At 44.0% G+C, this 20264-nt stretch carries 19 protein-coding genes; 3 read left to right on the top strand and 16 right to left on the bottom strand.

The features are described from left to right. Window positions 1-15: 15 nt before the first annotated feature. On the bottom strand, window positions 16-240 hold the full coding sequence (locus tag BT_RS22120) for a winged helix-turn-helix domain-containing protein (RefSeq protein ID WP_008760053.1): 225 nt from the start codon (window positions 238-240) through the stop codon (window positions 16-18). 661 nt (window positions 241-901) lie between these two features. Here BT_RS22120 and BT_RS22115 point away from each other — a divergent pair. The 3 genes from BT_RS22115 to BT_RS22105 all read left to right on the top strand — a co-directional run bounded on the left by BT_RS22115 (window position 902) and on the right by BT_RS22105 (window position 3860). Then, window positions 902-2413, top strand: coding sequence for a bifunctional ADP-dependent NAD(P)H-hydrate dehydratase/NAD(P)H-hydrate epimerase (locus BT_RS22115; RefSeq protein ID WP_011109230.1), 1512 nt, complete (start codon window positions 902-904; stop codon window positions 2411-2413). Between the two features lie 73 nt (window positions 2414-2486). Continuing rightward, window positions 2487-3551, top strand: coding sequence for a DUF4831 family protein (locus tag BT_RS22110; RefSeq protein ID WP_008764542.1), 1065 nt, complete (start codon window positions 2487-2489; stop codon window positions 3549-3551). Window positions 3552-3572: 21 nt separating this feature from the next. Further along, window positions 3573-3860, top strand: a complete 288-nt coding sequence (locus BT_RS22105; RefSeq protein ID WP_011109229.1) for a hypothetical protein — start codon at window positions 3573-3575, stop codon at window positions 3858-3860. Here the strand turns inward: BT_RS22105 and BT_RS22100 are convergent. The 15 genes from BT_RS22100 to BT_RS22030 form a co-directional block, all read right to left on the bottom strand. Further along, a complete protein-coding gene (locus BT_RS22100) occupies window positions 3850-4197 on the bottom strand; it encodes a PqqD family protein (protein WP_008760049.1) in 348 nt (115 codons plus the stop codon). The genes BT_RS22105 and BT_RS22100 overlap by 11 nt on opposite strands. 44 nt (window positions 4198-4241) lie before the next feature. Then, window positions 4242-5630, bottom strand: a complete 1389-nt coding sequence (locus BT_RS22095) for an MFS transporter (RefSeq protein ID WP_011109228.1) — start codon at window positions 5628-5630, stop codon at window positions 4242-4244. A gap of 290 nt (window positions 5631-5920) precedes the next feature. Beyond that, a complete protein-coding gene (gene secG / locus BT_RS22090; RefSeq protein ID WP_011109227.1) occupies window positions 5921-6316 on the bottom strand; it encodes a preprotein translocase subunit SecG in 396 nt (131 codons plus the stop codon). Window positions 6317-6322: 6 nt separating this feature from the next. Further along, on the bottom strand, window positions 6323-7117 hold the full coding sequence (locus BT_RS22085; RefSeq protein ID WP_011109226.1) for a hypothetical protein: 795 nt from the start codon (window positions 7115-7117) through the stop codon (window positions 6323-6325). A gap of 4 nt (window positions 7118-7121) precedes the next feature. Continuing rightward, window positions 7122-7649 (bottom strand): LptE family protein, encoded by a 528-nt coding sequence (lptE, locus tag BT_RS22080; protein ID WP_008764536.1) that lies wholly within the window; start codon window positions 7647-7649, stop codon window positions 7122-7124. Then, window positions 7636-8877 (bottom strand): sigma-54 interaction domain-containing protein, encoded by a 1242-nt coding sequence (locus BT_RS22075; protein WP_008760045.1) that lies wholly within the window; start codon window positions 8875-8877, stop codon window positions 7636-7638. The genes lptE and BT_RS22075 overlap by 14 nt, the downstream gene beginning before the upstream one ends. A gap of 123 nt (window positions 8878-9000) precedes the next feature. Beyond that, window positions 9001-10095 carry a 4-hydroxythreonine-4-phosphate dehydrogenase PdxA gene (pdxA, locus tag BT_RS22070; protein ID WP_008760044.1) on the bottom strand — a complete coding sequence of 365 codons (1095 nt, stop codon included), beginning with the start codon at window positions 10093-10095 and terminating at the stop codon, window positions 9001-9003. Window positions 10096-10099: 4 nt separating this feature from the next. Next, window positions 10100-11137: a DUF4837 family protein gene (locus tag BT_RS22065; protein ID WP_008764535.1), complete on the bottom strand. Its 1038-nt coding sequence runs from the start codon at window positions 11135-11137 to the stop codon at window positions 10100-10102. Window positions 11138-11154: 17 nt separating this feature from the next. Further along, window positions 11155-12189, bottom strand: a complete 1035-nt coding sequence (gene rlmN, locus BT_RS22060) for a 23S rRNA (adenine(2503)-C(2))-methyltransferase RlmN (protein ID WP_032840521.1) — start codon at window positions 12187-12189, stop codon at window positions 11155-11157. 141 nt (window positions 12190-12330) lie between these two features. Further along, window positions 12331-14469, bottom strand: a complete 2139-nt coding sequence (locus BT_RS22055; RefSeq protein WP_008764533.1) for a peptidylprolyl isomerase — start codon at window positions 14467-14469, stop codon at window positions 12331-12333. 119 nt (window positions 14470-14588) lie between these two features. Then, on the bottom strand, window positions 14589-15845 hold the full coding sequence (locus BT_RS22050; RefSeq protein ID WP_008760040.1) for a hemolysin family protein: 1257 nt from the start codon (window positions 15843-15845) through the stop codon (window positions 14589-14591). A 3-nt stretch (window positions 15846-15848) separates the two neighbouring features. After that, complete coding sequence (gene lptC / locus BT_RS22045; protein ID WP_008764532.1) at window positions 15849-16502, bottom strand: LPS export ABC transporter periplasmic protein LptC; 654 nt, start codon at window positions 16500-16502, stop codon at window positions 15849-15851. Window positions 16503-16507: 5 nt separating this feature from the next. Further along, window positions 16508-17833, bottom strand: a complete 1326-nt coding sequence (locus BT_RS22040) for a hypothetical protein (RefSeq protein ID WP_008760038.1) — start codon at window positions 17831-17833, stop codon at window positions 16508-16510. Window positions 17834-17888: 55 nt separating this feature from the next. Next, a complete protein-coding gene (locus tag BT_RS22035; protein WP_008760037.1) occupies window positions 17889-19184 on the bottom strand; it encodes an outer membrane protein transport protein in 1296 nt (431 codons plus the stop codon). Beyond that, on the bottom strand, window positions 19171-19902 hold the full coding sequence (locus tag BT_RS22030) for a type III pantothenate kinase (protein WP_008764531.1): 732 nt from the start codon (window positions 19900-19902) through the stop codon (window positions 19171-19173). Before BT_RS22030 ends, BT_RS22035 begins: the two co-directional genes overlap by 14 nt. Window positions 19903-20264 lie beyond the last annotated feature (362 nt).

Genomic DNA, 20264 nt, shown 5'->3' with positions numbered 1-20264 from the left:
TGGGTCAGTCGCCATTTATCCAAAAGTAAATTCAACATTCTCAATACTGGCATAGAGCATTCCTTCTTTTTTTCTAAGCAGGATTTTGTTTTCCCTTGCCAACCAGCCGATAGCAATCGCTACATCCTCGAACGTCAAACCTAACTCATGGCACAAAGTGAACATAGACTGTTCGCCCTTTTCATTTAAGATGCGCCATACTTTCCCGGCATTTGAGCCAATTCTTTTCTTTTCCATCATGCAAACTTTAGAAGATTAAACAATTTATATTTATAATCTAAACATTGTGAGCACAGGAGAATAACGTAAAGCACATTACTGCACTACAAAGATATCATTTTTTTCGAAAAAAGCAAATAATCAAGACATTAGCTGTTTATATTGTACCATATCTACTAACAGCTTTATTCCAAACACCGAAGACACTCATAAAGGAAGCAGTTCTATAGCAGGCCGGAGAAGGCGTAACTATCTCTCAAAGTATCGGAAGATTAAGAAGAAAGCAGAAGAATAGTTACATCAAAGCACCGATATCATTAACTGACCACGGCCGTGACAAGCATTGTTCACGACCGTGATTAGCATTGCTCACGGTCGTGGCGAGGTCTTGTCACGGCCGTGAGCAACTAAAGAGAAAGGCACTTTAAGAGAAGAATACCTGCATCTTAGCCGAAGAGTCTCCGCATCTTATCTGAAGAATGCCCGTACCTTAGCAGAGAAATATCCGCCCCCCAACTGAGGAATCACAGACAGACAGGACAAAGCCACCCCAAGATAACTTCTGATTTCCCCTGCATTTTTCAATTTGCCACTTTATCTAAAGCCGAAAACCAACCGGAATAAAGGATTAATTCAGAGTTTTTGTGTAAGTTTGTGCGTCGAAAACTAAAAGAATATCGCAATGAAAATATTTCCAAGCAGCAGCATTAAGAAGTTAGATGCTTATACCATTGAACATGAACCGATTGCATCCATAGATTTAATGGAACGTGCCGCACAGGCGCTGACTAAAGCCATCACCAACAGATGGAATCCGGAAACACCTGTTACCATCTTTGCCGGACCGGGCAATAACGGTGGAGACGCCCTCGCCGTCGCCCGCATGATGGCGGAAAAAGGATACAAGATCGAAGTATATCTCTTCAACACGAAAGGCGAACTTTCGCCCGACTGTCAGACCAACAAAGAACTGGTAGAGATGATGGAAGAAGTAACTTTCCATGAAATCAGCACCCAGTTCGTACCTCCCACACTGACACCGGAGCATCTCGTGATCGACGGATTATTCGGTTCCGGACTCAACAAACCATTGAGCGGAGGATTCGCTGCCGTCGTGAAATATATCAATGCCTCTCCCGCCATGGTAGTCTCCATCGACATTCCTTCCGGACTGATGGGAGAAGAAAATACATTCAATGTAAAAAGCAATATTATCCGTGCGGACGTCACTTTCAGTCTGCAACTTCCTAAACTGGCATTCCTCTTCGCCGAAAATACAGAATTCGTTGGCGAATGGGAGTTATTGGACATCCAGCTGAGCGAAGAAGGAATCGAAGAGACTGAAACAAACTACGAAATGCTGGAAATCGAAGAAATCCGTTCACTGATCAAACCACGCCAACAATTCGCCCATAAAGGAAACTTCGGACATGCCCTGCTGATAGCCGGCTCAAAAGGAATGGCAGGTGCATCGGTACTGGCCGCCCGTGCCTGTCTGCGATCGGGAGTAGGTCTGCTGACGGTACACGCGCCGTTATGCAACAACGATATTCTGCAAACGTCCGCCCCCGAAGCCATGGTAGAAACAGATGTCAGCGAAACATGCTTTGCCGTACCTACCGATACGGACGATTACCAAGCTGTCGGCATCGGTCCGGGACTCGGTCGCAACGAGGAAACGGAAGCCGCCCTGATAGAACAACTGGAACATTGTCAGACTCCGACGGTACTGGATGCCGACGCACTCAATATTCTGGCCAATCACCGGCATACGCTCACCCATCTGCCGAAAGGTTCCATCCTCACCCCTCACCCGAAAGAGCTGGAACGCCTGGTCGGCAAATGTCAGGACTCATACGAACGACTGATGAAAGCCTGCGAACTGGCGCACACTGCCAAAGTACATATCATTCTGAAGGGAGCTTATTCCGCCATTATCACCCCCGAAGGCAAATGTTACTTCAACCAGACCGGTAATCCCGGTATGGCAACAGGAGGCAGCGGAGATGTACTGACAGGAGTAATCCTTGCACTCCTTGCGCAAGGCTATCCCGCCGAAGACGCCGCAAAGATCGGTACTTACATTCACGGATTGGCCGGAGACATCGCCCAGAAAAAACAGGGCATGATCGGATTAATCGCAAGTGATATCGTGACTTGTCTGCCGACGGCATGGCGACTTGTAAGCGAATAAAAGTTAAGAACTTACGGTTTATTCAATAACTTCATTAACTTTGTTTTTCAAAATCAGCTAAAAAGAACCGAATATGAAAAAGTTAATCATAGCAACAGGACTACTAATGGCAACTTCCGCCTATGCGCAGACCGAAGTGCTGACAGGAGTGACGCGAGGAAAAGACTACGGAGTAGTGTACGCCCTCCCCAAAACCCAGATAGAAATAGAAATAAAAGCAAACAAAGTCAACTATAAGCCGGGTGAATTCAGCAAATACGCCGACCGCTACCTGAGACTGACCAACGTCTCTGCCGAACCCGAAGAATACTGGGAACTGAACAGTGTCAAAGTGAAACCTGTAGGTGTACCAAACAGCGAAGCTACTTATTTCGTCAAACTGAAAGACAAAACCGTAGCTCCTCTTATGGAACTGACTGAAGAGGGTCTTATCAAATCAATCAACGTCCCCTACAGCAGTAACAATGCAAAGAATGCAGCAAACAATGCCGTTGCTCCCCAACGAAAAGCCAATCCCCGCGACTTTCTCACAGAAGAAATTCTGATGGCAAGTTCAACCGCCAAGATGGCCGAACTGGTAGCAAAGGAAATCTATAATATCCGCGAAAGTAAAAACGCATTATTGCGCGGACAAGCAGATAATATGCCTTCGGACGGCGCACAGCTCAAAATCATGCTCGACAACCTGAATCTTCAGGAAGAAGCCATGACCGAGATGTTTTCGGGAGTCCGCAATAAAGAAGAAAAGACATTTACTGTCCGCCTCACTCCGGATAAGGAATTCGACAATGAGGTAGCTTTCCGCTTTTCAAAGAAGCTGGGTATAGTTGCCAACAACGATTTGGCAGGCACTCCATTCTACATCAGTCTGAAAGACCTGAAAACGGTGAAGATTCCGCAAGAGGACGGAAAAAAGAAGAAAGAGATGGAAGGCATTGCTTATAACGTACCGGGACAGGCAATGGTGACGCTGACGGACGGCAAAAAGAAATTGTATGAAGGAGAAATACCTGTTACTCAGTTCGGTATCATAGAATACCTTGCTCCGGTATTATTCAACAAGAACTCGACCATCAAAGTTTACTTTGATCCGGTGACCGGTGGACTACTGAAAGTAGATAGAGAAGAAAGCAAATAAAACCTCTAAAAAAACAAAACGATGGGTGGCGAAGGACATATGCTCGACATGATACGTCGGCTGAAAGACGGCAAAGAAGCCTCCCGCTTACGCCGTGAACGGAGAAATGACAAGTTAGGGCGACTTAGAAGAAACAACGACCCTTATCTTCTGCCGGATACGACTCCGGAAGAGATGGAACGCATCATCAAGGATTCGGAAAAGAAAAAAGAAAAAGATAACAGCTATTTCGTATGGGGAACGCTTATCATTATGGGCGTACTGATAGGATGTGCTGTCCTCCTGTGGGCAATCTTTTTTAATGGATAATTATCCATTTAATAAATCCGTCTTTCTGTAATTGGGAAAGATAGGTAGATACACGAGACTCGTAGCCTGCTTCATATTGAAAGTGGTCTGCGAGTTTTTCTATAATCTCACGAACCGTCCGCTGCCCGTCTATCAGGTTCCATACGGCCGTACCGTGTTCTTCCAGACGCACATGAATATCTTTGGACATTCCTTTCGGCAATAAATAACGACTCATCCACGAACGTTTAAAACGAGGGAAGGAGAGCACAATAGTCTCCCCTTCCTGTTCAGCTTTAATATGTTCGTTACGACAAGGTATCACCTCCAGGAGGTTTATTTTCTCTTTCGTAGCCATATCTTTTCTCTTTTATATCTTTTCAGATAGAATATATACTGTGATTATTTCTGAATATTTGCTTCTTCCAGTCCGTAGCCTTTCTTCTTGTTTTCCACTTTCAGCATCAAGGCAACAATCAGGGCAAGTACACCGAACATAGCAAAAATAGCCATCGGCAAGGTATAATCATAAGTCTGTGCACCATCTACAACCGGACCTTTGCAATAAGAGTTCAACACCCATCCGATCAGCAAAGGCACGCCCATCAATCCCCAGTTCTGTACCCAAAAGATCAACGCATAAGCCGTTCCCAACTGTTTCTCCGGAATAATCTTCGGAACCGAAGGCCACATTGCCGAAGGAACCAATGAGAAAGCAAATCCCAGAATAATCATGATCACCGTTGCAAACCACCATATATTCAGAATAGGAAGAGCGAACATCGTGTGTACGAAAATCAGCATCACCGACCCGATCACCATCAGCGTGGCTCCCTTACCGATACGGTCATATAATGAACCGAACAATGGTGTCAGGATGATCGCGCCAATCGGCAGCAATCCGGGAATCGTTCCCGCAAGTTTCGGATCAACATTGTACTTCTGTACCATCAAATCGGCCGCATACTTGATGAAGGGGAATACAGCCGAATAGAACAATACGCACAGTAATGCGATCAGCCAGAATCCTTTGTTGGTAATGATATAGACAATGTCTTTCATGCGGAAAGGTTCTTCCGGTTCCAGCCCTTCCGCATCCAGTGAAGCATCCAGTTTCTTATCGTAGAAAGTATAGATGAAGAATGCGATGGTACCTACGCACAACATGACGAGACAGAACAGAATCGGAGCGGGAATATTGGTATGGAATACGCCGCTCTCATCCGTAGACCCGAAGAAGTCTGCCAAAGGAACGGTAAGCACCATGGCCAAAGTTGTTCCAATACGCGCGGTCGCCATTTCCAGTCCCATAGCGAGAGCCATCTCTTTGCCTTTAAACCACTTCACGATAATCTTCGAAACGGTGATACCCGCAATTTCGACTCCTACACCGAAAATAGCATAACCCAATGCAGCCAATGTGACTTGCATCTTGAATCCGAAAAGCATCGCACCTTCCGGGAAAGTAGTAGTAATAGCATAATATTTCAATCCACAACCGAACACCATCAATAAACAGGCACCCATTCCGGTGAAGCGTACTCCCATCTTATCCAGAATGATACCACCAAAGATGAGCATCAGCAGGAATACATTAAACCAGCCATAAGCACTGGTGAAAAAACCGTAATCTAAACTGTCCCAGAGAAGTTCTTTTTCAAGCATGGGTTTCAGAGGAGACATAACGTCTGTGAGGAAGTAGCCGCACAACATGGTAAAAGCGACTAATGCTAGAACACTCCAACGCAGCACTGCGGAGTCATTCAGCTTTTGTTTCAATTGTTCTGTCATTGTAATATTTAAAAGGAGTTAATAATCTCGTAACGGGCAACAAAGTTAACTAATTATCATTTGTTTTACTAAAAAAGGAGAACATTTTATAAGAAAAAGGACATCTGACCGGATATTCCTGTATGAAGAAGAGCAGACCGGGCCCAATAATAAAGACAGACGCGAACTACACGTATTACACGATTCTATTAGAATCTCTTGTAATTCGCGTAATTCGCGCCTATAATGAAGAGAACGGGTCAAAAAGCCCGTTCACTCAATAAGTTTAAACCGAATATCCTGTCACTGAATTATTCTGCTACAGGAGCAGGAGTTTCAGTAGCCGGAGCTTCCGTTGCTGGTGCAGACTCTGCAGGAGCAGTAGCATCTGTCTGAGGAGCAGCAGTACCGGTAGGCATATTATACGGGTTGGTTTGTTGTTCTTTCTGTGCTTGTTCCAACAATACATCTTTAGCTGCAGAAGAAGAAGGAACAACGTAAGCAGTAGCAACGCTCATCACAACCATGAAGATAGCCAGACCCCAAGTTGCTTTTTCCAGAAAATCTGTAGTCTTGCGCACGCCCATGATAGCGTTTGATGAAGAAAAACCAGAAGCAAGTCCGCCTCCTTTTGAATTCTGAATCAGCACGATGAAGCACATCAGCAAGGCTGCAATCACCATTAAGATAATGAATAATAAGTACATTTTTAGTTATTTTGAATTAGCGTTAATAATCAATTTCTCCAAAAATCTGATTTGGTCTGCAAAGTAAGCATTTTTTTTTGGATATTTCAAGCTTAATTTTTTAATTATTTCAAGAGCTTTCGAATATCGTTGCTGTTTTACGTAGATTTTGGCCAAAGTTTCTGTGAAACAGCTGTCATCTTCCTCTTCTATGGTGTTGGTTTCAGTTGTTTCGTCTGTTCTGCCCGTTTCGTTTGTTTCAGCGGAAGAAGCTGCCTTTGCTTTCTCTTCTTCCCTCAAAGGTTTCAGGTATACGACTGGATCAGTCTCGCTTTTTTCGATAAAGTTGTCAATCAGCTCGTGTCCTTTCAGCTTGGGCATTGCCTCTGCCGGCTCGTCGGCGACAGGTGTCTCTTCGAGAAGGTATGCCGTATAGTCCATGGAGTAATCAAAGCTTGTCTGACTGGTTACTTCTTCGGGAGCCGTCGAAAGGAAAGCATCGATCAGAGCCAGTGTCCGGTCGACGGTAGGCTCATCTTTCAATACTTCAGAGAGAGGCAACCCTTTCTTCTGGGATTCGACAGCGAAGCGTTCGCCTTCGATCAGATGAAACAGTTTCCGTCGGTCGGCAATATACAGAACGGCTTTCCGCAGTTCCGCACCGAAATTAATGTCGTGGAGAATATACAGGTTCTTGAGATACAACAACCGGAGCGACTGAAAATACGGATACCTCGCGAGCTGGTTGCGCAGTTCGTACAAAGTATCCCTATTCAGCGTCTCGGGATGCTGAATCCATTGTTGCAAGTTAACAGAAGTCATTAAATTACCAGTTTGCTACAGTTGCATTAAATATTTGGTCGGTTATCTCTTTACTCATTTCCGCTATTAATCCATCCTGTACGGCCGTCAGCAGCTGGCTGGAATCATAGGTACGGAAAGCTGAGAATTGTTGTTCGAAGTCTTCGGCGTGATTTGTGTTGTTGACAAAGCGTACATTGACCGTGATGGTCAGCTTCGTTTCCGAAGAGTAACCATCGGCAGACACTGCCTGGTTATACTGGTTGTAGCCCGTAATTTCACCGTCAATCTGCAGATCCGCATTCTGGTTCGGTTTCAGCAGTTGCAGACGGGTCTGTCTGATGAAGATATCTTTCAGGTCTTCATTGAACTTGGTAGCCAGCGGAGCATACACATACTCCGACTTAATCGGGAAATCAGCAATCGAAATGGTCTTCACCTTATCGTAATTGATAGAGGAGCCATTAAACTTATAGGACACACTACAGGCGATGATGACTGCCGGTAAAACAATCAGTATCAGCGGTCGTGCTATTTTCTTAATCCAATTCATATTCTTTTATTTTTCTGTAAAGGGTACGCTCGGAGATATTCAGATCCTTTGCCGCACTTTTCCGCTTACCATGATGCCTCTCAAGCGCTTTACGTATCATTTCTTTTTCCACTTCATCGAGCGAAAGGGTTTCTTCCACATATTCTTCCGTGTCCTGAATATCGTCATCGTCTTCTTTGGGACAAACAGACGGTTGCTGCACAGCATGGATAATGGCCGGCACAGATGGTTGGTGCGTCGTCGTCACTACCGGAGTAGCCACTACCTGTCCCATCTGTCCGACTTGTCCCGCACGTTCGGCCATCATATTGTGCACCATCTTCTTCAGTTCCGCCACTTCCTGGCGCATATCGAACAAGACAGAATATAGTATTTCGCGTTCGCTCTCAAAGCTCTTGCTCTCGCGTGTGCCGAACAGTGCCGGAAGGCGTTGGGTATTCTGTGCCGGAAGATAGGTCTGCAGAATCGCAGCCGTTATCTCACGGTTTGTTTCTATAATCGAAATCTGCTCTGTGATATTCTTCAACTGCCGGACGTTTCCCGGCCACGGATAAGCAAGCAATATCTTCTTGGCATCTTCCGTCAGCTGGATAGCCGGCATCCGGTACTTTTCGGCAAAGTCTGCGGCAAACTTACGGAACAACAACAGCACATCATCTCCGCGCTCACGCAAAGGTGGTATCTGAATAGGCACCGTGTTCAACCGATAATACAAATCTTCCCGAAAACGTCCTTCGGCAATGGCTTGTGTCAGGTTCACGTTGGTAGCTGCCACAATACGCACATCCGTCTTTTGAACTTTGGATGAACCTACCTTGATAAATTCACCGCTTTCAAGTACACGAAGCAGACGCGCCTGTGTAGGCAACGGCAACTCTCCCACTTCATCAAGGAAGATGGTTCCACCGTCAGCTTCTCCAAAATATCCTTTCCGCTCACCAATAGCACCGGTAAATGCTCCTTTCTCGTGTCCGAACAGTTCGGAATCGATCGTACCTTCCGGTATGGCACCGCAGTTGACAGCAATATACTGTCCGTGCTTTCTCCGGCTATATTGATGAATGATCTGTGGAAAACTTTCTTTTCCGACACCACTTTCTCCGGTAATCAGCACAGACAAATCGGTAGGCGCTACCTGAATGGCAACATCTATGGCACGTGATAAAGCCTCGGTATTGCCAATAATACCGAAACGCTGTTTCACTTGTTGTATCTCCGCTTTGGTCATCTATCTTAATATTAAGTAATAGGTAATAAGTATTAAGTAATAAGTATTAAGTATTACCATCATTATCATCTCGCTTCCATCCGCATGGCTAATACTTAATACTTATTACTTAATACCTATTACTTAATCTTCGTCTACTGTATCCAGTTTTAGTTTATCACTATCGTCCCGTTTCTCGTAATACTGCTTCCGCAACGGGTTTACCCGTGCCGCTTTCTCGCGCTGGCGGTTGCGGAATACATCAATCGCTACATAAATAGCCTGACGGAAAGAGTCTTCGCTGGCCAGTCCTTTACCGGCGATGTCATAGGCTGTTCCATGAGCCGGAGAGGTACGTACAACCGGCAGTCCGGCGGTATAGTTCACACCGTCTTCCATAGCCAGGGCTTTGAACGGAGCCAGTCCCTGATCATGATACATAGCAAGGATTCCGTCAAAGTGAGTATAATTGCCCGAACCCATAAAACCGTCCGCAGCATAAGGACCGTAACAGATGATCCCTTTCTCTTCCATTTCTTTCATGGCAGGGATAATGATTTCCTGTTCTTCCATACCCAGCAGTCCGCCGTCTCCTGCATGAGGATTCAGTGAAAGCACTGCAATACGGGGCGCACCGATACCGAAATCCTGTTTCAGACAACGATGGAAAATCATCAGCTTTTCCTGAATCAGTTCCTTGGTGATTGTTGTAGCAATCTCCCTTACCGGAATATGCGTCGTTACTAAAGCCACACGAAAATCGTTTTTCATCAGGATCATCAGTGACTTGTTTCCATTGCCCAGACGTTCTTCAATATACTCCGTATGCCCGGGGAAAGAGAACTCTTCCGACTGAATGGTATGTTTGTTGATCGGAGCTGTCACAATGACGTCGATCAGCCCCTCACGATACTCTTCTATGGCACGCTCCAAAGCACCCAATGCAGCCTTACCTGCTTCGGGATCGGGTTTGGAGAATTCCACTTTCACTTCGTCATCTGTACAGTTCACTACACTCAGACGGTTGTATCCGGCTTCGGAAGCTGTGTTGACAATGCTGAAATTAGCCTGTACATCCAGTGCTTTACGATGGTAAGCCGCTACTTTAGGTGAACCGTAGATAATCGGAGTACATAGCTCAAGCATGGTAGGGTCTGAGAATGTCTTCAAGATCACTTCATAACCTACCCCGTTGATATCTCCTTGGGTAATGCCGATTCTTATTTTGTTTTCTTCCATGTTTTTATTTATTAGTTGGTTCCGCTTCTCTGGTTACCCCCAGTGGAATCTGACTCTGCTGACCTTCTTGCGGAAGTTTCAGCGTATAAAGAGATGCTTCCATCTGGCGAACCAGATTGCGTTTCATTTTATCGGGTGAATATACAAATATTTCTGCTGTAATAATACGTTGGTTCTTCTGATCCAGACGAGTATGGGAAACGAACGGGCCACCCATGAAGTCACCCTTCATGCGCCACAATCCACGAGCTTCCATCGTGTAGTCATTGTGCACGTTGATCGGACGAACATCGGTCAGTAACGAGTCTGTCGACATATATACGCCTTCTTTATATCCGGGGATATTGGCTTTCATCACAGAATCGCGCTTATGAACAAAGTATTCTTTGGTGAATGTATCCTTGTCAGTATAAGGATAAGAATACATCACGAAATTGCGATCCGCGCTGCCTGTATTGGTAGATGCCCAGAAGAAGTCCTCTCCTGTCTTGGAGTTATTCAGTTCGGAAGGTATCCAGATATCGCAGCCAAACAGACTATCTACCTTATTTGAGATAAAGTTGTTGTGCTTTTCCTCCAGCAAAGTAATCTGACGGTTCATTTCAGCGCGAGTGAAGAAGTCGATAATCGTCTGCTTGTTTTCTTCGACAAACTTCTCAAACACTTCTTCGTTCGGAGCCTGAATGGTCAGTATCATCTGTGGAGAAGCATAAACGTCTTTCGCATACTTGAAAGTACCTTTGGTATAAATATCTTTTATATCTACTATCACAATATTACGGATCAACTTCAGCGTAGAATCATAGTCCTTCGGTGAAGTATACATAATCCGGAAAGAAGGTTCCGACTGGGGCAGTCCCGGCATGTCAGAATCAAGCACATCATGCAAGGCCCTTCCGGCGGCACGGTCCCACACTCCCGCATCTACTACAACCAACAGTTCATACGGACGACCGCTAGAGGTATGATTCCCCTTTAATCCACAAGAAGCAACTACGAAGGCTACCAGAGCCATGCTTAAATAAAAAAAGTACTTTTTCATGATGTTCGATTTTTATATTAACTTTTATTATTTTCCTCCTGTTTCGCAGTCGACAGCATACCGCATGCCGCAAAAATATCCTCTCCCCGCGAAGCACGAATGGTAGTGAAAAGCCCGTGCGTGGTCAGATAGTCACGGAAACGGGTCATTGTATCCATATCGGCTCCTTCAAGGGCTACTCCCGGAATAGAATGGAAACGGATCAGGTTCATCCGGCAATCCAGTCCGCGAAGCAGTTTGAGTAACTCCTTGGCATAAACTTGCGAATCATTAAGCCCCTTAAAAACAATATACTCAAACGAAAGTCGACGCTGTTTGCTAAAATCATAGTTTTTTAACAGTTCCACCATTTCCGTGATAGAAAAGGCTTTCTCCGCCGGCATCAGTTCCGCACGCTGGGCGGTCACCGGAGAATGCAGGCTGATGGCAAGGTGACAGTCGCTTTCTTCGATAAAGCGCCGCAATCCTTTCCGCAATCCGACAGTTGAAACGGTAATCCGCTTCGGACTCCATGCATAACCATAGGACCCAGTCAGTATGTCCAATGCCTTCAACACCTCTTCCAGATTATCGAGCGGTTCGCCCATTCCCATCATGACGACATTCGTCAGTTTGTCCCGTTCGGGCAAGGAGTGAATCTGATTGATAATCTGATGGGCGGTCAGGTTGGCAGAGTAGCCTTGTTTCCCGGTCATACAGAACTTGCAGTTCATTTTGCAGCCTACCTGCGAAGAAATGCATAAAGTCGCCCGTTCATCATCCGGAATATACACCGACTCCACAAAATGATTCTCGCCCACAGGGTACAGGTATTTCACCGTACCGTCTACAGAGCGCATTTCCTCCACCGGAGCTTCAGCTCCTACCTCATAGTTCTGCTTCAGTAACTCCCGGTATTTCAACGACAAGTTAGTCATTTCATCAATCGAAGTCACCTTCTTATCATAAAGCCAGGATGCAATCTGTTTGGCTGCAAAGCCCGGCATTCCCAGACGTTTCACCAGTGACTGCAGCTCTATAAGCGTCATTCCTAAGAGGGGATATTTAGACATCATTCTTTCTGTTCATGGTTTATATTTGCAAATGTAAGGAAATAAAGTCGATTTCCGTATAGCAAGGATGTAAAAGTTAGCAAAAAAGGTCGTTCCAAAGCATGGAACGACCTTTTGCAGTTATCGTTTTTACGACTAATCTTAGAAGAACAGGTAACGTGTATCCTTCACTTTTCCTTTCAGATACAGGTCGTTCATCAGACGGCTTGCGAAGCGTGCGTGCATGTTAGCCAATGTAGCTTCTTCATCTTTAGCGTTGAAAGTATCGCTCAGTTTGTCTTTGCCATACATCTGAAGCACAAATACACCGGCATTACCTTTGATCGGAGCGCTCAGTTTATTCATTTCAGCCACAGAAGCATAAGCACCTACCAACGGTTCGCTGCTGCGCAATGCAGAAACATAAGCGGGAGCGGCAAATGTAACCAGCTTCAAAGAATCGCTGACTGCGCCGGACATAGCCTTGTACTGGTCGAGAGAAGTTGCATTGGCAGCCTTCATGTCAGCCATGATCTTTTCGGCTTTCTTATCTTTAACGATTTCAGCTCTCAACTGATCCTGTACAGCTTTCAGCGGACGATATCCTTCCGGAGTAACACCAACCAGAGCTACTGCAACCATATGGTCGCTTTCGCCACATTCATACAAACCGGAAACATCACCCGGTTTAGCGGAAAATGCCCATCTCAATGCTTCTTTAGTACCTCTTACACCACCGATAGTATGTTCTGAGCTATACAAGTCTCTTCTGTCAAGCAGTTTGTATCCGGCTTCTTCAGCGTTAGCGATCATCTTTTCAGCAGTAGGATTGGCAGCGATGAACTGGCTGAAATCATTGTAAGCACGGTTATAAGTTTCTTTGCTGAATTCAACTTCACGTTTCACAACAGCTACTTTATATTTATCCTTCACAGCTTTCTTGTTAGTCACTTGCAGGATTACATTAGCTTGTCCCAACGGCAGGTTTACTACTTCGTTCACGCCTGTATTATTGATAGCAGAGATAAACTTCAGGTTGTCACCATCGATCTGTGCGCCTTCATACTGTGCAGAGCTCATCCAGTTAGTCTCACCCGTCTGACCGTATTTCTTAGCCAGATCTGCGAAGTTAGCACCGCCTTTGATAGCAGTATAGATACTGTCCGCCAAGGCTTTTGTCTTCAAAGCGTCTTCTGCAAACACCTGAATCTGACGGAACTCGATTGAGTCGGCAGCAGCTGTTTTTGCAACCACTTTGAATGAATTGATAGTATTGTCGGCACCATTATAGTACGGACCATAAACAGAACCAACGGATGCAGAGTCCAGACGGGCAACTACATCTGACGGGAAAGCTGTTTTATTATAGAACAAGTCTACATAAGGAGCTTCCGAGCCTACAGAACGGATAAAAGAAGTATAGTCATCTGTTGTAGTAGCCAGCTGTGCAGTAGCTTCGTCTACTTCCTGCTGGATAGCAGCTCTGTCTTCCGCACTTGCAGTCACCTGAACATCAATGTACTTGATATCACGGCTTTCCTGATATTGCTTGAACTGTTCTTTTTTCTTGTTATAAAGGTCTTTCAGTTCCGATTCTTTCACAACGATTGTAGAATCTACTATAGAAGAATAAGGAACGGCAGCCATCAACAAGTCATATTGATTCACTCTTGCGTCAAAAGCGTCCTGTGCTTCTACCGGGTTAGAGAGAAGCGCTTTTGCTACCAATGCCTGATATTTCTCTGCCAGGCGGCTCTGAACCAATGTCTTCTGGATGAATGACCAGTATTTGTACATGTTGTTGTACTGTTCTGCATACTGAGCCGGCATCTGAGATTCGTTCATTTTAGCGTAATCTACCAGGAACTTATTGAGCATATCCTTATCGAAAGCACCGGTCTGCGGGTTGCGGAAAGGAGTCTGTTGCAACAACGGATGCACGCCTGCTTTCAGGATATCCTGAATTTCAGCAGCAGAAACTGTCAGTCCCAATGCTTTTGCTTCTTTCTCAACCAGTTTGTTATTAACGTAGGAACGCCATACTTCGTCGCGCACCTGATTGGTCTGTTCGTCGTTCAGTGCAGTCACTCCACGGGAGAGTTTTATCACTTCGGTATATTCTTCTACCAGATTCTGATACTCTTGAGCGGAAAGAGCATCTCCGTTCACCTCACCTACGTCATGTGCCTGGTGCGGTTGCATCACCTTCCACGCGTCACCCGCGATGAAAGCAAACAGCGCCAAACCGATAACAATCACCAATAGAGGTCCTTTCGACCTAATGTTTTGTAATGTTGCCATTTTGATTAATACGATTTATGTTTATTATTATTTCTTTCTATTGTCATTTTAGCGCACGAAGATACAAAAAATGCTAATATGCTTCTATTTATTAGCTAAAAATTTCACGGTTATCGCCATTATTCCATGACTTTTAAGCGTACAAGTTCTATTTTTGTCGCTGTCACCTTGATTATTTTAAACTGATAACGGCCGACACGTACCAATTCGTGCAGTTTCGGGAAGCTCTGATATTGGTTCAGTATCAATCCGCCTACCGTCAGATAGTCGTCCGATTCGGGCAGATCAAGTCCGAACATTTCATTGACTTTTTCTATCTCCAGACGGGCGGACAAAACATATTCATCTTCGTCAATTTTCTTGCAGATATAGGAAGTATTGTCATGTTCATCTTCTATATCACCAAATATTTCTTCTACCAAATCTTCCAACGACACAATGCCGGATGTACCTCCAAACTCATCTACTACCACGGCAATCGTCCTCTTTTGCAACATAAACAGCTTCATCAGTTTGTGGGCAGACATCGTTTCGGGTACGATCGGCACGTCTTTCACGTTATCACGCCAGTCTTTCGGATCACGAAACATTTCCGACGAATGAATAAAACCGACCACATTATCGATATTTCCGTCATACACAATGATCTTCGAGATCCCGGATTCTATAAAACGACTCTTGAGTTCATCCAGCGAAGTAGTAAGGTCAACCGCAACGACTTCGGTACGCGGAACGATACAGTCACGTATTTTTATGTTTGAGAAATCAAGTGCATTTTGAAAGATTTTCACTTCCGTATCCAATTCTTCTTCATTCGCAGCATTATCGATGCTACTCTGCACGAAGTAGTCCAGATCGACTTTTCCGAAAGCCTTGTCCGAAGCATCCTTATTTACCTTCATACCGAATATACGAAGAAAAAGGCAAGACAAACCGGAAGATAACTTCGAGACAGGATATAAAATGACATAACAAATAAAAAGCGGAATAGCGGCAACATTCAAGACCAGATTGGGATTGATCTTAAACAATGTTTTAGGAAGAAACTCTCCAGTCACCAAAATAATCAGAGTAGAGATGACGGTCTGCGCCAACACCATCAGAAAGTGGTTATCAATAAAACCAGCCAACAGATTATCACCGATGATCTGTGCCATCAATATACCATAGATAACCAATGCTATATTGTTTCCTACCAGCATGGTAGAGATAAATTCGTTCGAGTTCTTGAAAAAGATGGAAAGAATACGGGATGTGATTCCCCCCTTACGTTCCATTTCAAAGCGCAACTTATCTACTGAGACAAACGCGATCTCCATTCCTGAGAAGAAAGCGGAGAAAGCCATAGTGATGAGTAAAGAGATATAAATATTCATAGTTTATTTCACAGAATCTTTTTTCGTCGAATCCGGCGGCAATGCTTTTACTTCCGGTTGAGCAGTTCCCCCATTTTCGTCAACATAGAAAATGCCCTCAATATTCTGAATGACATAAACGGTCATTTGCTGATTGGAGTCAAAACCATGTCCGGTAATTACACGATCCGGCTGCTGGATACGTATAAACTTGTCGGAATAGACTTTTTGAGTTGCCTCGTTCCAATAAAGCAACTCGGTATTGAAACGCTCCCCTTTCCGGTTCTGTATATCTACATTCCCTATCAGTTTCCAGAGTTTCTGCTTATCATAATAATAAGCGGTATCTGCCTTGATGCTGGCTTCAATATTAAAGATAGAATCAAATTGTTCCAGATAAACTCCCTTTTCAAATGCCCAATAGGAAGGTTTCTTGCGGTCGTACACCGTCCATTCTTCTGTATTCACCCGATAACGTGTCACTCCCGAGTCGGATATAAGAGTAGTTACTCCCAGTGTATTCATCACCGGTAATGAATCACGTTCTGTGATGGCGTCGCCCAGCGTATTCTTCTTACCGCCGCAGGAAGAAAATGAAAGAAGCATAACAATTGCCCCGAAGGCAATTGTTATGCTTATGCTTTTATGCAACAAACGGTTACTTCGTTTTCGCAACATAAATTTTATCTAATCGTTGTAGTCTCTCCGATCCAGCCACCGATAGTGATACGGTCGCCTTGTTTGTAACCTAACATAAATAGGTCTTTAGCCTGTGGAGTATGACCGGAATATGTACCAATCAACTTGTTTGCTTCTTCAGCCACACTTGGGTCAACTGCTTTTGCACGTTGCAGTTTATCAATTACAGCGAAGTAAGTACACTTATTCAATGCAGACTCGTCACTCCAGTTAGGACTCATTGCATACAAGTTAGCAATCAGGATATAAGGAGCACCATAGTTCTCGTTGAAGCTAATTGCTTTCTGACAGTATGATCTGGCTTGAGACAATTTCTTAGCAGAAGCCAATACAGCTGCAGCAGCATATGCCTTTTCTGCTTTCTTCACGTTATCAGTTTCCAGTTGGATTGCTTCGTCAAAGAACTTCACAGCACCGTCAATATCACCTTTCTTGAATGCCTGATAAGCACATCCTGTAGCAGCTTCAGCTGTTGGCTCTATCTTATAAGCGTAGAAAGATGCTTGCAGATAAGCTTCGCTTTCTGTACATCTCATCATTTTCATGATATCGATTACTTTTTTCAGATAAGCCAAGTCTGTCTGGTTAGCTTCTACTTTTGGGCCATAGATACTTTGCAGAGATTCGCAATCAGCAGTACCACTGTTTACGAACAAAGCCACGAGGTTATCTTTGATACCCATAAAGTTTTTCTTTTTTGCTTCATTAGTTTCTGCAGCAATAGCAGCGTCAGCATATTCTGAAGCAAGCAGATAATCCTGAATAAATTGTTCTTTATGATTAGGATCAGCTTTCAGTTTATCCAATGACATCTGAAGGAAATAAAAAAGCGTAGCAGCTGCCGATTCGCCTTTCACTGCATTTACAGACTGGCTCAACCATTGATAGGCTTGGTTAGCGTCTACTTTCGGAGCCAAAGCAATATAGTCTACAGCCTTGATACCCAGCGCTTCGTCAGCAGAAGACACTTTAGTTCCTTTTGCAAGGAATTCTTCTGTGTATTTCATACGCAAATCATGCGTATTCATCAATTCATCAAAATACTTCTGATATTCAGGATTATTCTTATCCTTAATCTGAGCCATCAAGCCTTTAAGGATTTTATATCCGTCAGTAAAAGTGTAAAAACGGAGTGTGGGACAATTTTCCAACACAGCTTTCCAGGGAGTATACGCATCTTTAAAATTTCCTGCACGCACAGCCTCATGCGAAATACTACTGTTTGAGTTACAGTTAGACGCATCCTGTGCCACCACAGTGGTTGCTCCAGCCGAAAGGAACAACATAGCCACAAGCGTTTTAATTTTCATTGTATCTAAATTTTAGTTGTTTATATAATATCGTCTATTCTCTCTCTCACTTTTATTACTCTACCCTACGCTTGAAGAACCAACGTTCGTTGAACGTAAGCCCGATACTCACGCGGAAGATATTTTCATTCACCATGTTCGTCTCCAGTCCTTTTACGCGGACAAACTGTCCACTGATACTAAGTATGGAACGCGAACGGGGAACAGGCAGACCGAAACCGGCAGTTACACCATATTCACGTGAAGCCTTTTTCCCATCAATCTTATAATACGGTGTCGTATAATAAGCTCCTAAACGGTATTTTATGTGGGCGAAATAGGAACGTCCTATCAAATTAGGAATGTATTCCGCACCTACTGATATTTTTGTACGATCACAATAAGTGAAAGTTTCATTAAAGTCCTGACGTACATTCTCGTCACTTGTTACTACGCCAAAATTAGTTTTTGACCATTGCTGTAAGCTATAATCTGCACCAACTGTCAAACGCTTGTCATAGTTATATGTAAATCCGACTCCAAAGGTATTGGGTAATTCAAATGTAGCATCCAAGACATCCTTATATTCAGTTCCATAACTTGAACTAGATGCTCCCATGATTACAATTGACGTATAATCATTATTCAACTTATGTTTAGGAGAATATACAGCACCAATCGTCAAAGAACTCTTTTTATTCAAAGCCTGTGTATATTGTGCACCGAAATCCAATTTATAATCAGAAATCGAGGTTACCATTTTTCGCTGATAGGAATCATAAGAAGATGTTCCCGGATAGAACATTCCTCTTGTACGGGTTATATCTCCCCAAAAATAAGATGCATTCACACCGACAGAGAGATTCTTAAGTACTTTTACACCAGCACCAACGTACATTTGATGCAAACCACCGTCGCCGGTAAAACTTCTGCTATATGCCAAACCATTGTCCGTAGTCTGACTATCAGACACCGTATACCCCACATTAGAATATGGCAACAATCCGACACTCATCGCCATCCACGGAGCCAACCGGAACTGCATAGCGAGATAATCGAAACTGGCGTTTTTGGCATTCAACTTCAGGCCACCACCACTAATATTCATATTCTGTAAACTGACACCCCCTTCGAACAGGAACGTCAACGAATCAATGGCCGTATAGGAAGCAGGATTCGTTGGATTGATCTGTGCTCCATCCCTGAGTCCGAAAGCAATTCCACCCATCGCCTTGCTATTTCCGAAACTTTGATCGGACAAGTCGCCATAGCCATATCGTGTGTAAGGAGAGTTTGTATTATTTTGAGCGATTGCCGTTCCGGTAACCATCATGAGCAAAAGCGCCCAAATCGTGTGTTTAAATCCTACCATTATTATAGTTTAAAATTCTATTTAATCCTTTCAACACTAAAAATCTATCTGCAAAGATGGCACTTTTTACGCTGCTATCAAAAGAAAAGTCATCTCCGCCCGTTAAAAAAACCAAAAGTTCAGGATATTTATGCTTCATAGCCTCAATATAACCTGAAATTTCATATTCCATTCCTTTCAGCACCCCTGCACGGATGGCAGTTTCCGTATCCCTTCCCATCGGCAGTTTGCGCCCGTTGGAGTCTATCAGCGGCAAGCGTCCGGTAAACTGGTGAAGCGCTTTATAGCGCATCTGCATGCCGGGAGAAATATTACCGCCATGATATTGTCCTTTCGAGTCAATAAACTCATAAGTGATGCAAGTGCCCGCATCAATGACCAAGATGTCATTATGAGGAAACTGCTCGTTGGCCCCCACTACGGCAGCTATCCGGTCGTATCCCAATGTCTCGGGAGTTTCGTACAGATTACCTACCGGCAGCGGAGTCTCATGATTGAGCCATAACAGGGGGAACGGCAAAGCAGCCAGTTCGGCAAGTATCCGTTCGTTCAAATCGACGACAGTAGCTACAATCCCCCGCTCAATCCGGTATTTGGAGCAAAGAGCCTCCAAGCTATCCAATGATTGATTGGATTCGGTCAACACCTCCACCATCTCACTTCTATTGAAGAGGGCAACTTTCGCTGTCGTATTTCCTATGTCGATAATTAAGTTCAATACTTTTCGTCTTTAGCGGCGCAAAGGTAAAGTAAAAAAAGAAAAGTTGAAGCATACAGAAGGAATTATCTTCTTTTTTCATTTCAAATATCGCCCCCAAACGCCAAAATCGAACTATATATTTTTAAATATATAATTTATTAGTTATCCCTTATTATGGTACCGCTTTGCGTTTCATAGTCATTTTTCCTTACACAACATTTCCCTATATATCAATCAGTTACAAGAGTTTTAAAGTGTTCCGTTCAGCGTTCCACATTTTATAAGAAAAAAAGAACGCTTTTAAAGGCCCTATTTACCCTAATCAGAGGCTCTGTTTGGGTAAAACGAAGCCTCTGTTTGGGTAAAACAAAGCCTCTGTT

This window comes from Bacteroides thetaiotaomicron VPI-5482 (assembly GCF_000011065.1).
In the GTDB taxonomy this organism is placed as follows: domain Bacteria; phylum Bacteroidota; class Bacteroidia; order Bacteroidales; family Bacteroidaceae; genus Bacteroides; species Bacteroides thetaiotaomicron.
This window is presented reverse-complemented; position numbering and strand designations above follow the sequence as displayed.

Excerpts from the sequence above, each read along its gene's own strand:
- BT_RS22050 (WP_008760040.1), bottom strand. The coding sequence starts at position 15,845 with ATGAATATTTATATCTCTTTACTCATCACTATGGCTTTCTCCGCTTTC.
- BT_RS22055 (WP_008764533.1), bottom strand. The coding sequence starts at position 14,469 with ATGGCAACATTACAAAACATTAGGTCGAAAGGACCTCTATTGGTGATT.
- BT_RS22075 (WP_008760045.1), bottom strand. The coding sequence starts at position 8,877 with ATGACCAAAGCGGAGATACAACAAGTGAAACAGCGTTTCGGTATTATT.
- BT_RS22040 (WP_008760038.1), bottom strand. The coding sequence starts at position 17,833 with ATGAAAATTAAAACGCTTGTGGCTATGTTGTTCCTTTCGGCTGGAGCA.
- BT_RS22065 (WP_008764535.1), bottom strand. The coding sequence starts at position 11,137 with ATGAAAAAGTACTTTTTTTATTTAAGCATGGCTCTGGTAGCCTTCGTA.
- BT_RS22120 (WP_008760053.1), bottom strand. The coding sequence starts at position 240 with ATGATGGAAAAGAAAAGAATTGGCTCAAATGCCGGGAAAGTATGGCGC.
- rlmN (WP_032840521.1), bottom strand. The coding sequence starts at position 12,189 with ATGTCTAAATATCCCCTCTTAGGAATGACGCTTATAGAGCTGCAGTCA.
- BT_RS22105 (WP_011109229.1), top strand. The coding sequence starts at position 3,573 with ATGGGTGGCGAAGGACATATGCTCGACATGATACGTCGGCTGAAAGAC.
- BT_RS22035 (WP_008760037.1), bottom strand. The coding sequence starts at position 19,184 with ATGGTAGGATTTAAACACACGATTTGGGCGCTTTTGCTCATGATGGTT.
- lptC (WP_008764532.1), bottom strand. The coding sequence starts at position 16,502 with ATGTTGCGAAAACGAAGTAACCGTTTGTTGCATAAAAGCATAAGCATA.
- pdxA (WP_008760044.1), bottom strand. The coding sequence starts at position 10,095 with ATGGAAGAAAACAAAATAAGAATCGGCATTACCCAAGGAGATATCAAC.
- BT_RS22085 (WP_011109226.1), bottom strand. The coding sequence starts at position 7,117 with ATGACTTCTGTTAACTTGCAACAATGGATTCAGCATCCCGAGACGCTG.
- BT_RS22100 (WP_008760049.1), bottom strand. The coding sequence starts at position 4,197 with ATGGCTACGAAAGAGAAAATAAACCTCCTGGAGGTGATACCTTGTCGT.
- secG (WP_011109227.1), bottom strand. The coding sequence starts at position 6,316 with ATGTACTTATTATTCATTATCTTAATGGTGATTGCAGCCTTGCTGATG.
- BT_RS22095 (WP_011109228.1), bottom strand. The coding sequence starts at position 5,630 with ATGACAGAACAATTGAAACAAAAGCTGAATGACTCCGCAGTGCTGCGT.
- BT_RS22110 (WP_008764542.1), top strand. The coding sequence starts at position 2,487 with ATGAAAAAGTTAATCATAGCAACAGGACTACTAATGGCAACTTCCGCC.
- BT_RS22115 (WP_011109230.1), top strand. The coding sequence starts at position 902 with ATGAAAATATTTCCAAGCAGCAGCATTAAGAAGTTAGATGCTTATACC.
- lptE (WP_008764536.1), bottom strand. The coding sequence starts at position 7,649 with ATGAATTGGATTAAGAAAATAGCACGACCGCTGATACTGATTGTTTTA.